The following is a 12,613-nucleotide window of genomic DNA, read 5'->3' on the forward strand; positions in this document are numbered from 1 at the left end:
GAGGGCGGCTTTTTTATTGAAACTGAATATTGGTCGGGGCGAGAGGATTTGAACCTCCGACCACTTCCACCCCAAGGAAGTGCGCTACCAGGCTGCGCTACGCCCCGACTTTTTGAAACGGTGCTGCTAGGGGTCGCGCAGTGTAAACGAGGCGGACGGTGAGCGGAAGCCATACCAGCGTAAAGAGGCCTGCTTACCGGGAGAGAGTGACCAGCCCGGTAAGCCTGGCTTCGCTTCGCGAGGCCAGGGCACAGATGGAGCCCTGAGCCATCCATGGCGCAGCGCCGGGCCCACACATCCATGTGTGGGCGTTCGCCGGCATGAAGGTCCACTGGACCTTCATGACAACCCCGGCTCACCCTCTCGCCCCGACCAGTATCAGCTTCAACCAAAAAGGCCGCCCCAGGGGCGGCCTTTTTGTTGCTTGCAGAACCGGTCAATATCCTCGCATCCGTTCCGCTGACAGCCCGCCCATGCCCCTTCGCAACCTCGTCCTCGCCCTCTGCCTGCTACCCTTCGCCGCCTCAGCGGCCGACTGCCTGCGCCTGCAGACCAAATCCCTGGGCGAAATGAGCATCCCGCTGCCTGCCGTGGACGCCCGTGCGGCACGCCAGAGCGTGCGCTATACGCAGGAGATCGAAGTGCCGTCCGAGCGCTGCGTCTTCCAGGGCGGCACGCGTCAGTGCAGCCTGCGCCCGGACAAGCTCGAGGTGGGTTTCACGCTGGAGCGTGAGGGAGACGATTGCCGGCTGGTGGACAGCCATGTCGTCGGAGGCAGCAAGCGCACCGTCGCCGGCAAGGAAGTGGAAGTGCCTGAGTTGAAGACCGACAAGCAGCGCTTCAGCTGCGCCGCACAGATCAGCGCCTGCCCTTGAGGCCAGCGTATTGAGGGGGCGGCTGGCCCAAGTGGGCGGCGTATTCCGCCGCCACAAGCTGCCGCTGTAGCTCAGCGAGCTGCCGCGCCCAGCACCGGCAGCGCCTGGCGCGCCCGCGACGGCTTGGCCGCCATCAGGAAGAAGCGCGCGGCCACCCAGCAGGCACCCAGGCCCAGGCCCAGGTCCAGCAGACCCTCATCGCCCAGGTCCAGCAGGCCGGACATCAGGAAGGGCACCGCCAGCAGCACCGACAGCAGGCCCGCAAGGGCCATCCACAGCCGGGGACCCTTGGACTGCGCCACCACTGCATTCTCGATCTGCATGTTCCTGCATCCTTCTGCCGTACTTCGACGAATGAATCTTCGCGCACGAAAGCTGCAGTTTTGAGACAGCGGCGCCCGCAACCGTCAACGCCGCCCGCCCTCGGGCGTTGAACCGAACGGCCGTTTACACATTCATACGACTCCGCCCGCCCCGCGGCGCTATGCTCGCCCCATGACCAAGACCGCCCTTGCCGCCCTGATCCTGCTCAGCCTCACCGCCTGCGCCAGCCGCCCACCCATGGACGCCCGCGGCGCTGGCGTGCGCTCTGAGAAGGAAATCATCATCACCCTCTCGGAGGTCCAGGCCACTGCCGAACAGCGCGCCAGCGTGCTCGCCGCCTTCGACAAGGCCCTGCCGGAGCTCCGGGGCCTGCAGGCCGAGCGCAATACGCTGCAGGCGCAACTGCGGTCCCTCTCCCCCAAGCAACCGGACTACACCAGCCGCAGCGAAGCCCTGGCCAAGCAATGGGGCACCCTGCACGAACGCGAGGTCCTGGCCTACGCCCGCTTCGAATCCGCGGTGGCCGGCACACTGGATGACCGTCAGTGGCAACGCTGGCGCGAGTTCTCGTCGGAGATGCGGTTTACGGGGCGCGGCATGGATGGTGGCGGGATGGAGCGGCGGCGGTAGCGCGACATATCGGGCCACCCGGAGCGCCCTGCCAGCGCTGTCGTTACGACAAGCCGCTCAGGGTCGATGGCAGCGAAGCAACTGCAAGGTCCAAGCTGTATTTCGTAAGAATGGCCAGGGCGACGCTGCAGAACTCGCGGGCCGTTCGCCCTGAGCCTGTCGAAGGGTGAACGGCGAGTAGCCGCCGCCCCCGCTTCCCCACCCCGCCCGCTTGCGCGAGACTGCCCACTATCGCCACCGGAGCGGAACTCATGAAAGCCGTCGTCTGCCAGAACCAGCAGTTGCGCGTTGCCGAGCGCCCCGAGCCCAAGCCCGGCAAGGGCCACGTGTTGGTCCGGGTCCTGCGCTGCGGCATCTGTGGCTCGGACCTGCACGCCCGCCAGCACTGCGACCACCTGGGCGGCCTGATGCAGCGCAGCGGCATACGCAACCCCATGCGCTCCACGCAGGAGATCGTCTTTGGCCACGAGTTCAGCGCGGAGATCCTGGAGTACGGCCCCGGCACGCGCCGCAAGCTGCCGGTAGGCAGCACCGTCTGCGCCGTGCCGCTGATCCGCCGCGGCAAGGAGATCGACCTCATCGGCCTCTGCGAGGAAGCCCCGGGCGCCTATGCCGAGCGCATGCTGGTGCAGGAGTCGCTGATCGTACCCGTGCCCAATGGCCTGGACGCCGAGCGCGCCGCCCTCACCGAGCCACTGGCCGTGGCCTGGCATGCGGTGCGCAAGGGTGAGCTGAAGAAGAAGGACACCGCCATCGTCATCGGCTGCGGCCCGGTGGGCCTGGCCGTGATCCTGATGCTGCGCTCGCTGGGCATCGAGAAGATCGTGGCCAGCGACCTCTCCCCGGCACGACGTAAACTGGCCAAGCGCTGCGGCGCCGCCGTGGTGCTGGACCCGCGCCAGGGTTCTCCCTTCGCCGCCACGCCGAAGGCAGGCTTCATCAAGGACTCACCCGCCGCGCTGGAACTGGGCGTGGGCACCCGAGAGAAACTGGGCCTGCTGCCGGTGGCCTGGCACCGCAGCTGGCGCCTCGCCGAAGCCCTCGGCGCCGCACCCAAGCGCCCGGTGATCTTCGAATGCGTGGGCGTGCCCGGCATGCTGCAGTCCGTGATCGACGGCGCCCCGATGTTCTCGCGCGTGGTGGTCGTGGGCGTCTGCATGCAGAGCGACCAGATCGAACCGGCGCTGGCCATCAACAAGGAAATCGAACTGCGCTTCGTGCTGGGCTATACGCCGCTGGAGTATCGCGACACGCTGCAGATGATTGCCGAGGGCAAGGTGGACCCTGCGCCGCTGATCACGGGGACGGTGGGACTGGCGGGTGTGGAGGATGCCTTCGCGGCGTTGGGAAGTCCGGAGAAGCAAGTGAAGATTCTGATTGATCCGGCGAGTGCGGCGAAGAAGCCGTGACTCATCGTAGAGTGGGCTAAGCGAAGCGTGCCCACCGATTGCGAGCCTCTATGGTGGGCACGCTTCGCTTAGCCCACTCTACGCTCGCTCCGATTATTTCGAAGACTCGTTTGGATCAAACCCATAAGCATCCATCCACGCTTTATGCATCTCAGCACGAGTAAAGGAGTAGTCAACTCGAATGACGTGCTTACCGTCGTCAGCAAGCACCGCCATGAGGCCTCGTTTGGTCCACTCCTTGTAAGGCTGTAAATTTTCATCAAAGAAGTCTGAACGTTCCGGCTGTCCATACTTCACAATAAACCGCTGCAAAGGAATAGGCTGATCTGGAATCCAGCGCACCCAATCAACGGTGATGCTTTTTTCTGATGCTGTGTACACAGGAGCGGCCTCTCCTTTTTCGAGCGCAACTTTTGCCTGATAGCGCTCTATTCCAGGATTATTGTCAGTCAGCTTAACGATGATCTTGCTCATCCCAGAGCCAGATATTTCATACATGACATCAGCTTCCTGAGCCCATCCAGGCCTCAACTTTTCGAAGCGGGCAGAAGGATATTTTTCCCTCAGATCTGCCAGTGAATAGAATGGGCCGATGCCCTGATAAATTTCAGCATGCGCATCGAAAATGACCATCATGCTGACGACGGCTGCCGCCAGAAACCCTTTCATCTTCTTCATCATGTTTCAGCCACCCCTTAACGCAAACAATCAACGTCTGCTACTCCACCCCCACCCTCGCCACCAACCTCGCCACCGGCGCCCCCACCCCCAGCGTCCCGAACACCAGCCCATGCTCCCCGCCCAGGCGCGAGTTGCAGAAGGCGTTCGCCACGTCGCTGTTGCCCGCACGCAGCAGGATGGAACCCTGCAGCGCCAGCGCCATGCGTTCCACCACCATGCGGGAGCGCAGTTCCAGCGTGGCGCGGTCGTCCAGGGCCTGTTCCAGCCAGCCGATCTCGCGGTCCAGGTCCGGGTGTTCGCCCTTGGCGGCGAGCAGTTCGCCGAACAGCGCCTCTCGAGTCTCGGGCTCCTTGTTGAGGGCGCGGAGCACGTCCAGGCACTGGATGTTACCGCTGCCTTCCCAGATGGAGTTCAGCGGGGCCTGGCGGTACAGGCGCGGCAGGCTGGTCTCTTCCACGTAGCCGGCGCCGCCCAGGCATTCCTGGGCCTCGTTAACCAGCGCGGGCGTGCGCTTGCAGATCCAGTACTTGCCGATGGCGGTGCCCAGGCGTGCCAGCGCGGCTTCACCGGGGTGGCGCGTGGAGGCATCCACGGCGCGGGCGATGCGCATGGTGAGCGCCACTGCGGCCTCGGTCTCCAGCGCGAGATCCGCGAGCACGTTCTGCATCAGCGGCTGCTCGGACAGCAGGTGGCCGAAGGCCTTGCGATGCTTGGTGTGGTGCAGGGCCTGCACCAGGGCCTGACGCATGAGGCCGGAGGAGCCGATCATGCAGTCCAGGCGCGTGAGGGCCACCATCTCCAGGATGGTGGCCACGCCGCGGCCTTCCTTGCCGACGATCTGGGCGTAGGCGCCCAGGAACTCTACCTCTGACGAGGCATTGCTCCAGTCGCCCAGCTTGTCCTTGAGGCGCTGGATGCGGATGGCGTTGCGCGAGCCGTCCGGGCGGATCTTGGGCATCAGGAAACAGCCCAGGCCGGCGTCGGTATAGGCCAGCACCAGCCAGGCGTCGCACATGGGCGCGGAGAAGAACCACTTGTGGCCGACGATCTCGTAGCTGCCGTCGGCCTGCAGGTAGGCGCGCGTGGTATTGGCGCGCACGTCGGAGCCGCCCTGCTTCTCGGTCATGCCCATGCCGATGGTGCAGCCGGTCTTCTCGCCGGGGGGCAGCACGCGGGCGTCGTATTCGGTGGAGGTGATGCGCGGCAGCCACAGCTTGGCCAACTCCGGCGAGTGGTTGATGGCCGGCACGGCGGAGTGCGTCATGGTCAGCGGGCAGCCGGTGCCCTGCTCGGCCTGGTAATGCAGGTAGGACAGCGCGGCGCGCGCCACCTGGGCGCCGGCCTTGTCGGCATTGCGCCAGGCGTAGGCATGCACGCCGTACTGCATGCCGAGCTGCATCACGCGGTGATAGGCCGGGTGGAACTCCACCTCGTCGATGCGGTGGCCGTAGCGGTCAAAGGTCTTGAGCTTAGGCTTGTTCTCGTTGGCGGTGTAGCCGAGCTCCATCAACTCGCCGCCGGAGACGATGCCGAACTCGTTGAGGTGGGTCTCGGCCCAGCCGCCGCCTTCACGATGCACGGCCTCGCGAAGGGCGGTATCAGTGGCGTAGGCGTTGTAGCGGCCCAGCGGCGGGGCCTGGTTGTCCACGGTGTGGGTGATGAAGCGCTCTGCGACGCTCATGGGGGCATCCTCCGGAAGATTTGAGGGGGAGGATAGCTCCGGGACGGCAGAAATGGGGGTTTCCCGGGTGTGCGGCCGTTCACCCTTCGACAGGCTCAGGGCGAACGGCAATCCGCCTCAGCGAGCACCCCTCAATCCCAGGCCATTTCACCCGAATACGCCACCGACAGAGCCCCGGCGCCGACGTTGACCGCGGCCACGGCGCTCATGATGGACAGCAGCAGCTTCACGCCGCGGGCCTCGCAGGCGGCGCGCAGGTCCCGGAAGCCGGCCAGTTCCTCCATGCGCTCCGGCTCGCCACCATAGCTGGCGCAGACGAAGCGGCTGGCCAGCCAACCCTCCTCCACCACGCGCGCCACGCTGCGCAGCAGGTAGTTGGCGGCGGATTCCCAGCCGCGGCGGCTGGCTACCATGCGCATGCGGCCCTCGTGCAGCGCCACCACGGGCTTGATGCCCAGGGCCTGGCCGGCCACGTGCAGCAGGGAGCCCACGCTTTCGCCGCGCTGGCGCGAGCGCTCGCGCACGTAGGCCACGTCTTCCGGCACCAGGCAGGAGACGGTGTGGCGGCTGACCTCGCCCAGGTGCGCCAGGATGTCCAAGTAGGTGCGCCCTTCCTGCACCTTGGCGGCACATTCGGCGGCCTGCACGCCCAGGCCGGCGAACAGGGTGCCGGAGTCCAGCACGCGCATGGAGAACGGCGCGCGCGCCGCGGCGTCCGCCCGGTACTCGCGGTAGTTGGACAGGATGCCCAGCGAGGCCTCAGTGATCTTGCCGTGCAGCGGGCTGCGTTCCTTCCAGATGGGGATGCAGATGACGTGGTCGAAGTCCGACACCAGCCGGTCGAGGAAGAAGTTGCGGATGCGCCCCACAGGGTAGGACTCGGTACGCGCCTGCAGGCTGCGGCGGCCGATGCGGCCGGTGTAGAAGTCCAGCGTGGCCTTGGGCTCGCGCGCGTCGCTGTGCCGCTCGGCGCCGATATGGATCGAGCTGGGCAGCACCTGGATGTTGTGTTCCACCAGGAAGCGCGGCGGCAGATCGCAGCTCGCGTCGACGACTATCCCTGTCCGCATCCGCTCTCCCCGCCATACGCTGCGCCCGGTGGGCCGGGCTGCTTTAAGACCGCTAGGTTGTCATGCCGCGCCGGATGTGTCGATTCCGGACAGGCGCTCACATGACTTCGGAGCGCCGTCTCTCTGTTCCCTGGCGGCAGGGGTGCGTCAGGGCGCCTGGCTGCGCCAGTCGCGCGGGCTCATGCCGGTGTCGCGCTTGAACGCGCGGCTGAAGTTGGCGGCGTCGGTGTAGCCCAGCTCGTGCGCGATCTGCGTGACCGACAGGCGGCCCGCTTCCAGCAGGGCGCAGGCGCGCTCGCGCAGGATTTCCTGCTGCAGCGCGCGGAAGCCGCTGCCCTCGCGCTGCAGATGACGGTCCAGCGTGCGGGCAGAGAGGTTGAGCGTGTGCGCCATATCTTCCAGCGACGGCAGGCCGCCGCTGGCCTCGCGCAGCATCATGCGAATCCAGTCGGCCACCCGGCCTTCCGACACGGCGTCGGTCAGTAGCGCGCGACAGCGATCCTCGGCCAGCTTCAGCGCGGTGGCGTCCGCCAGCGCCGGTGCGCGACCCATGATCGCGGCGGACATCAGCATGCGCACGCCGGTGCCATCCCAGCCGAACTGCACGCGCGCACCTTCCAGGTCGGCATAGCGCGCGGCATGCACGGGCTCGGCGATGGAGATCTGCATCTGGTAGCGCGGCAGGCGCTCGCCCAGCAGCTCCTGCAGCGCGTTGTGGATACCCGCCGCCACCGTCTCCAGGTGGAACACCAGCGCGCGATGGCTCAGCGGCAGCACCGGCTCGAAGCGGATCTCGGCGGACGCGGCATCCAGCCGGTAGCTCATGCGCACGGTCGGCGAGATCAGCCGGAAGAAGCGCGAGGTGAGGCGCATCGCGTAGTCCAGCGTGGGGCTGCTGAGGATGCCGTAGCCCACGATGCTGTGCGCCGAGAGGCGCAGCGAGCGCCCGAGCTCGAAGGCCAGGTCACTGCGCCCCACCGCCGCCTCGGCCTCCGCGATCAGGTTCTCCACCTGGTCCAGCCGCAGCATCGCGTCCGCGGCCAGCAGTTGCTCGCGGCGCAGGCCAGCGCGCTGCAGCAGCGGCAAGGGGTCCACGCCCATGCGCAGCAGCACTTCTCCCATGCGCAGGTAGTAGCGGGCCGGCAGTTCCGGGTATTGGGCCATGAAAGACAGTGTCAAGAAATGACAAGTTCATGTCAAGAAATGACAGGTCTGCAGAGGAGCACAGGCGCAGCATGTGATCCAGGCAATGACTTCTGGAGAGGAGATTCGACATGATGACTCAAACCCTGGTGACCGAGACCCCCGCGGCCTGGAAGGACGGCAAGCGCGGCCTGTGGATGATGGGCGTGCTGTGGCCGGCCCTGCCGCTGATCAGCGCGGCGTTGGCCCTGTCCACCGGCATGGGCCTGTTCTGGTGGCTGACCCCGGTCGTGATCTACGGTGTGCTGCCGCTGCTGGACCGCCTGGTGGGCGAGGACCGCGTCAACGCGCCGGAGTCGGCCGTGGCGGCGCTGGAAAACGACCGCTACTACCGCCTGGCCACTTTCCTGTTCATCCCCGTGCAGTACATCTGCGTGATCGGCGGCGCCTGGCTGGCGGTGAGCGGCGGCCTGCCGGCACTGGACATCCTGGGCCTGGCGGTTTCGGTGGGCCTGGTCAGCGGCGCGGGCATCAACACCGCGCATGAGCTGGGCCACAAGCGCGAGAACCTGGAGCGCTGGCTGGCGCGCATCACCCTGGCCCCGGCGATGTACGGCCACTTCTACGTGGAGCACAACCGCGGCCACCACGTGCGCGTGGCCACGCCGGAAGACCCGGCCTCCTCGCGCCTGGGCGAGAGCTTCTACGCCTTCTGGCCGCGCAGCGTCTGGGGCAGCCTGACCTCCGCCTGGCACCTGGAGAAGGTGCGCCTGGAACGCCAGGGCAAGAGTGTGTGGAACTGGCGCAACGACAACTTGCAGAGCTGGGCGATGACGCTGGTGCTGTTCGGCGGCCTGGCACTGTGGCTCGGCCCCATCGTGCTGCCCTTCCTGATCTTCCAGGGCTTCATCGGCTTCTCGCTGCTGGAGGTGGTGAACTACCTAGAGCACTACGGCCTGGTGCGCCAGAAGGAAGCCAGCGGCCGCTACGAGCGCTGCAAGCCGGAGCACTCCTGGAACAGCAACCACACCGTGACCAACCTGATGCTGTACCACCTGCAGCGCCACTCGGACCACCACGCCAACCCCATGCGCCGCTACCAGGCCCTGCGCCATTTCGAGCAGGCCCCGCAGCTGCCCTCGGGCTACGCCGGCATGATCGTGGTGGCCATGATCCCGCCGCTGTGGCGCTCGCTGATGGACAAGCGCGTGCTGGCCCACTACCAGGGCGACGTGACCCGCGCCAACATCCATCCGCCGGTGCGGGAGAAGATCCTGGCGAAGTACGGCGCCGCGCAGCCCCAGACCTTGGAGGCCTGACCATGGACCGCTACGAGTGCAACGGCTGCAGCTACGTCTACGACGAGAGCAGGGGCGACATCCACAACGGCTACCCCGCCGGCACCCTCTTCAGCGCCCTGCCCGATGACTGGTGCTGCCCGGACTGTGCGGTGCGCGAGAAGCCGGACTTCGTGAAGCTGGAAGAGACCGCCGCATGAAGACCTGGGCCTGCGTCACCTGCGGCGTGATCTACGACGAAGCACTGGGCTGGCCAGGCGACGGCATTCCCGCCGGCACCCGCTGGGAGGACGTGCCGGAAGACTGGACCTGCCCGGATTGCGGAGCGGCCAAGGGTGAGTTCGAGATGCAGGTCGTGAAGGCGGCGGCGTAAGCCGCTCTGCCCTAAAGCTCGCTCCCCTCCCCCCCTTGCGGGAGAGGGGAGCCAGAAAGCAGAAAGGCCCGGTCATCAGCCGGGCCTTCTTCGTCTCAAGCCATCAAGCCCTGCAGTGCGCCCCAACCCGCTCCAGCAACTGCCGGCGACGCTGCCGCGCACGGCGGCCGCTGCGCAGTTCCGCGCGCGCAATGCTGCGCACATCCTCGATCAGCGGCGACAACTGCGATACCGGGTTCTCGCAGCCGCTGTTCACCAGCTCCGAGTACAGCAGGTGCTGGAACGGCCGCCCGATGCGGCCCAGCAGTTCCTGACCCTCCGTGCTCTCCGCCACCGGGCGCAGGGTGCTACGGTGTTCGCGCACGGACTCCCAGAAGCTCTCCAGCCCCGCGCAGAGGCGCCGGTAGCCGGCGGGCAGCGTGGCGGTGGCGTCGGCGACTTCGCCGGCCATATCGCGCAGCAGGTCGCGGTAGGTATCCACCGTGGCGGTGGCCGGGGAGATCGTGAGGGCGGTCGTGTTCATGGCGAGGGATTCTGCGCAAGCACCGCACGGCGTGCGATGACCGCAAAGGCCATCTGGAACGAGCGGCGGAGAGCAGCCGGTGAACGGCCGGGCCGTACTCCATACCCCGAAAGCGACGAGGAATTTTCCTACAGGCGCGGCCTGTGGGCGCTGACGCGCAGGCTGGGCTCATTCGCCGGGCGCGCAAACCATGCGCCCGTTACGCTTCTCCTGCGGTACCGGAGGCCAAGGATGGCCACCGGCTTTTCCTGGCCCGGGGCGCTTGCGGCATGATGCGCGCACCTTCTTCTGCCACTGCCCAGGATTTTCCCATGACCGCTCCGATGCTCGCCCCCGTGATCGCCCTGGTGCTGTGGACCTTCGTGGTCTGGGGCTGGATGTACGCCACGCGCATCCCCGCCATCATCCAGAGCAAGATGGTGCTGAACCCCCAGGCTCCGCGCGGCGAGCAGATGAACCAGCTCCCCGCCGAGGTGCGCTGGAAGGCCGACAACTACAACCACCTGATGGAACAGCCCACTCTGTTCTACGCCGTGGGCCTGGCCTTGGCGGTGGCCGGTGACGCCACCACGCTGAGCCTGGGCCTGGCCTGGACCTATGTCGGCATGCGCGTGGCGCACAGCCTGGTGCAGGCGCTGATCAACATCATCCAGATCCGCTTCGCGCTGTTCTTGCTGTCCTCCCTGGTGCTGCTGGCACTGACAGTCCGCGCGGCGCTGCTGGTGTTCTGATGCCTGCGGTGTCGCTTGCCGCGTCGGCAAGCTGAAGGCGCCTTTCCAGGTTCCGGGAAACGTTTTTTCACCGCCGCTGTCGATCCCGGCCTGTTTCGTTCGACGCATCAATGGAACGGACCGCGGCCGGAACCTCTCCGGCTGCCCGAATGTGAAACCAAGACCATGAACGACAAGACCCATCCACCGGCCGCCGCAGCCGACCGCGGCCGCTGGCTGGCGCTATACCTGCTCTGCACCGGCGTGCTGATGATCGTGCTGGACACCACGGTGGTGACCGTGGCCCTGCCCACCCTGCAGGCGGAGCTGGGCTTCTCCGGCACCTCGATCGTCTGGGTGCTCAACGCCTACATGCTGGCCTACGGCGGCTTCCTGCTGCTGGGCGGGCGCCTGGGCGATCTCTACGGCCAGCGCCGCTGGTTCCTGATCGGCCTCGCCGGCTTCACCGGCGCGTCCCTGGCCTGCGGCCTGGCGCAGTCACAATTGGTGCTGGTGGTGGCGCGCGCGGTGCAGGGCCTGGGCGGCGCCATTGTCACGGCGGTGGCACTGTCGCTGATCATGAATCTCTTCCAGGAAGGGCGTGAGCGCGCCCAGGCCATGGGCATCTACGGCTTCGTCTGCGCAGCCGGCGGCAGCCTGGGCGAGGTGCTGGGCGGCGTGCTCACCGACTGGTTCGGCTGGGAGTCGATCTTCCTCATCAACCTGCCGATCGGCGTGGCGGTGTACTTCTACTGCCTGAAGCTGCTACCGGCCGACAAGCTACCGGAGCAGCGCGGCCGCCTCGACATGGGCGGCGCCATCACCGGCACGCTGGGCCTGATCCTGGCGGTTTATGCGGTGGTGGATGGCAACCGCGTGGGCTGGGCCTCCATGCAGACCCTGGGCCTGGGTGGCGCGGCGGCCGCGCTGCTGGCGCTGTTCCTGGTGATCGAGACGCGCGTGCCCGAGCCGCTGATGCCGCTGCGCCTGTTCCGGCTGCGCAACATCGCCGTATCCAACATCGTCGCCGTGCTCTGGGCCGCGGGCATGTTCGCCTGGTTCGTGATCAGCGCGCTCTACATGCAGCACGTGCTGGGCTACGATCCGATGCGCGTGGGCCTGGCCTTCCTGCCGGCCGACGGCATCATGGCACTGTTCTCCGCGGGCCTGTCGGCACGCATGGTGATGCGCTACGGCATCCGCACGCCGATGTGGCTGGGCCTGCTGATCGCCGCGATAGGCCTGGCGCTGTTCGCTCGCGCGCCGCTGGACGGCAGCTTCCTGGTCGACGTGCTGCCCGGCATGGTGCTGCTGGGCCTGGGCGGCGGCATGGCCTTCAACCCCGTGCTGCTGGCCGCGATGAACGACGTGGACGCCAGCGAATCCGGCCTGGCCTCGGGTGTGGTGAACACCGCCTTCATGATGGGCGGCGCTCTGGGCCTGGCGGTACTCGCAAGCTTTGCCGACGCCCACACCTCCGGCCTGCAGCAAGCTGGCACCGAGGCACGAGAGGCACTGGCCAGCGGTTATCGCCGCGCCTTCCTGATCGGCGCCGTGCTGACGGCGCTGGGCGCGTTCATCGGCGGGCTGTTGCTGAAGCCCAAGCCGATGCAGGAAGGCGCAGCCTCACCAGCGATGCATTGAATTGCCCCGCTGATTGCCCTGATTCCTCAACCTATCAAAGCTGCAACTTCTCTTCCCTCGCCCGCTTGCGGGAGAGGGACCGAGGGAGAGGGCTGCTGTAAAGATATGCCTGGGTAATCAACCCGGGATTTACAGAAACCCTTATCTCTTGGTCTTTTCGTAATCTGGTGTCGAGAGCCCGGCGTGCGCGCCCGATAAACCCTTGATCGAGCGATCGTGGGAGAGCCTGGAGCCGCACGCCGGTTCTCACTA

The 12,613-nt window shown here is 66.8% G+C and carries 14 protein-coding genes and 1 tRNA gene; 8 read left to right on the forward strand and 7 right to left on the reverse strand.

Annotated features, from left to right (window positions below):
* Nucleotides 1-30: 30 nt before the first annotated feature.
* Nucleotides 31-107 (reverse strand) — tRNA-Pro (locus QT386_RS04940).
* A 366-nt stretch (nucleotides 108-473) separates the two neighbouring features.
* Here QT386_RS04940 and QT386_RS04945 point away from each other — a divergent pair.
* Nucleotides 474-875, forward strand: a complete 402-nt coding sequence (locus QT386_RS04945; protein WP_289272629.1) for a hypothetical protein — start codon at nucleotides 474-476, stop codon at nucleotides 873-875.
* 71 nt (nucleotides 876-946) lie between these two features.
* Here QT386_RS04945 and QT386_RS04950 read toward each other — a convergent pair whose 3' ends face one another.
* Nucleotides 947-1,198, reverse strand: coding sequence for a hypothetical protein (locus tag QT386_RS04950; RefSeq protein ID WP_289272630.1), 252 nt, complete (start codon nucleotides 1,196-1,198; stop codon nucleotides 947-949).
* Between the two features lie 172 nt (nucleotides 1,199-1,370).
* Between QT386_RS04950 and QT386_RS04955 the strand changes: the two genes are divergently transcribed.
* Nucleotides 1,371-1,829, forward strand: a complete 459-nt coding sequence (locus tag QT386_RS04955; RefSeq protein WP_289272631.1) for a hypothetical protein — start codon at nucleotides 1,371-1,373, stop codon at nucleotides 1,827-1,829.
* 251 nt (nucleotides 1,830-2,080) lie between these two features.
* Nucleotides 2,081-3,238: a zinc-binding dehydrogenase gene (locus QT386_RS04960; protein ID WP_289272632.1), complete on the forward strand. Its 1,158-nt coding sequence runs from the start codon at nucleotides 2,081-2,083 to the stop codon at nucleotides 3,236-3,238.
* A gap of 93 nt (nucleotides 3,239-3,331) precedes the next feature.
* Here the strand turns inward: QT386_RS04960 and QT386_RS04965 are convergent, their stop codons facing one another.
* The 4 genes from QT386_RS04965 to QT386_RS04980 all read right to left on the reverse strand — a co-directional run bounded on the left by QT386_RS04965 (nucleotide 3,332) and on the right by QT386_RS04980 (nucleotide 7,834).
* Nucleotides 3,332-3,919 carry a hypothetical protein gene (locus QT386_RS04965; protein ID WP_289272633.1) on the reverse strand — a complete coding sequence of 196 codons (588 nt, stop codon included), beginning with the start codon at nucleotides 3,917-3,919 and terminating at the stop codon, nucleotides 3,332-3,334.
* Nucleotides 3,920-3,956: 37 nt separating this feature from the next.
* Nucleotides 3,957-5,600, reverse strand: a complete 1,644-nt coding sequence (locus QT386_RS04970) for an isovaleryl-CoA dehydrogenase (RefSeq protein ID WP_289272634.1) — start codon at nucleotides 5,598-5,600, stop codon at nucleotides 3,957-3,959.
* Nucleotides 5,601-5,731: 131 nt separating this feature from the next.
* Complete coding sequence (locus QT386_RS04975) at nucleotides 5,732-6,670, reverse strand: DegV family protein (protein ID WP_289272635.1); 939 nt, start codon at nucleotides 6,668-6,670, stop codon at nucleotides 5,732-5,734.
* 147 nt (nucleotides 6,671-6,817) lie between these two features.
* Complete coding sequence (locus QT386_RS04980) at nucleotides 6,818-7,834, reverse strand: AraC family transcriptional regulator (protein WP_289272636.1); 1,017 nt, start codon at nucleotides 7,832-7,834, stop codon at nucleotides 6,818-6,820.
* 110 nt (nucleotides 7,835-7,944) lie between these two features.
* Here QT386_RS04980 and QT386_RS04985 point away from each other — a divergent pair, with 110 nt between their 5' ends.
* The 3 genes from QT386_RS04985 to QT386_RS04995 are packed head-to-tail and all read left to right on the forward strand — an operon-like array spanning nucleotide 7,945 to nucleotide 9,484.
* The gene (locus tag QT386_RS04985; protein ID WP_289272637.1) at nucleotides 7,945-9,132 is read left to right on the forward strand and encodes an alkane 1-monooxygenase; all 1,188 of its coding nucleotides are present in this window, start codon (nucleotides 7,945-7,947) and stop codon (nucleotides 9,130-9,132) included.
* Between the two features lie 2 nt (nucleotides 9,133-9,134).
* Nucleotides 9,135-9,311: a rubredoxin gene (locus QT386_RS04990; protein ID WP_289272638.1), complete on the forward strand. Its 177-nt coding sequence runs from the start codon at nucleotides 9,135-9,137 to the stop codon at nucleotides 9,309-9,311.
* The gene (locus tag QT386_RS04995; RefSeq protein ID WP_289272639.1) at nucleotides 9,308-9,484 is read left to right on the forward strand and encodes a rubredoxin; all 177 of its coding nucleotides are present in this window, start codon (nucleotides 9,308-9,310) and stop codon (nucleotides 9,482-9,484) included. Before QT386_RS04990 ends, QT386_RS04995 begins: the two co-directional genes overlap by 4 nt.
* Before the next feature lie 103 nt (nucleotides 9,485-9,587).
* Here the strand turns inward: QT386_RS04995 and QT386_RS05000 are convergent, their stop codons facing one another.
* Nucleotides 9,588-10,007 carry a hypothetical protein gene (locus QT386_RS05000; RefSeq protein WP_289272640.1) on the reverse strand — a complete coding sequence of 140 codons (420 nt, stop codon included), beginning with the start codon at nucleotides 10,005-10,007 and terminating at the stop codon, nucleotides 9,588-9,590.
* 311 nt (nucleotides 10,008-10,318) lie between these two features.
* Here QT386_RS05000 and QT386_RS05005 point away from each other — a divergent pair, with 311 nt between their 5' ends.
* Nucleotides 10,319-10,738 (forward strand): MAPEG family protein, encoded by a 420-nt coding sequence (locus QT386_RS05005; RefSeq protein WP_289272641.1) that lies wholly within the window; start codon nucleotides 10,319-10,321, stop codon nucleotides 10,736-10,738.
* 165 nt (nucleotides 10,739-10,903) lie between these two features.
* A complete protein-coding gene (locus QT386_RS05010) occupies nucleotides 10,904-12,361 on the forward strand; it encodes an MFS transporter (RefSeq protein ID WP_289272642.1) in 1,458 nt (485 codons plus the stop codon).
* Nucleotides 12,362-12,613: the final 252 nt, after the last annotated feature.

Origin of the sequence: Solimonas sp. SE-A11 (assembly GCF_030345715.1) — a bacterium.
GTDB lineage: Bacteria > Pseudomonadota > Gammaproteobacteria > Nevskiales > Nevskiaceae > Solimonas_A.

What these genes read in the sequence shown, in the direction of transcription:
- QT386_RS04985 (WP_289272637.1), top strand. Translation starts at nt 7,945, where the DNA reads ATGATGACTCAAACCCTGGTGACCGAGACCCCCGCGGCCTGGAAGGAC.
- QT386_RS05005 (WP_289272641.1), top strand. Translation starts at nt 10,319, where the DNA reads ATGACCGCTCCGATGCTCGCCCCCGTGATCGCCCTGGTGCTGTGGACC.
- QT386_RS04945 (WP_289272629.1), top strand. Translation starts at nt 474, where the DNA reads ATGCCCCTTCGCAACCTCGTCCTCGCCCTCTGCCTGCTACCCTTCGCC.
- QT386_RS05010 (WP_289272642.1), top strand. Translation starts at nt 10,904, where the DNA reads ATGAACGACAAGACCCATCCACCGGCCGCCGCAGCCGACCGCGGCCGC.
- QT386_RS04950 (WP_289272630.1), bottom strand. Translation starts at nt 1,198, where the DNA reads ATGCAGATCGAGAATGCAGTGGTGGCGCAGTCCAAGGGTCCCCGGCTG.
- QT386_RS04990 (WP_289272638.1), top strand. Translation starts at nt 9,135, where the DNA reads ATGGACCGCTACGAGTGCAACGGCTGCAGCTACGTCTACGACGAGAGC.
- QT386_RS04975 (WP_289272635.1), bottom strand. Translation starts at nt 6,670, where the DNA reads ATGCGGACAGGGATAGTCGTCGACGCGAGCTGCGATCTGCCGCCGCGC.
- QT386_RS04960 (WP_289272632.1), top strand. Translation starts at nt 2,081, where the DNA reads ATGAAAGCCGTCGTCTGCCAGAACCAGCAGTTGCGCGTTGCCGAGCGC.
- QT386_RS04980 (WP_289272636.1), bottom strand. Translation starts at nt 7,834, where the DNA reads ATGGCCCAATACCCGGAACTGCCGGCCCGCTACTACCTGCGCATGGGA.
- QT386_RS04970 (WP_289272634.1), bottom strand. Translation starts at nt 5,600, where the DNA reads ATGAGCGTCGCAGAGCGCTTCATCACCCACACCGTGGACAACCAGGCC.
- QT386_RS04995 (WP_289272639.1), top strand. Translation starts at nt 9,308, where the DNA reads ATGAAGACCTGGGCCTGCGTCACCTGCGGCGTGATCTACGACGAAGCA.
- QT386_RS05000 (WP_289272640.1), bottom strand. Translation starts at nt 10,007, where the DNA reads ATGAACACGACCGCCCTCACGATCTCCCCGGCCACCGCCACGGTGGAT.
- QT386_RS04965 (WP_289272633.1), bottom strand. Translation starts at nt 3,919, where the DNA reads ATGATGAAGAAGATGAAAGGGTTTCTGGCGGCAGCCGTCGTCAGCATG.
- QT386_RS04955 (WP_289272631.1), top strand. Translation starts at nt 1,371, where the DNA reads ATGACCAAGACCGCCCTTGCCGCCCTGATCCTGCTCAGCCTCACCGCC.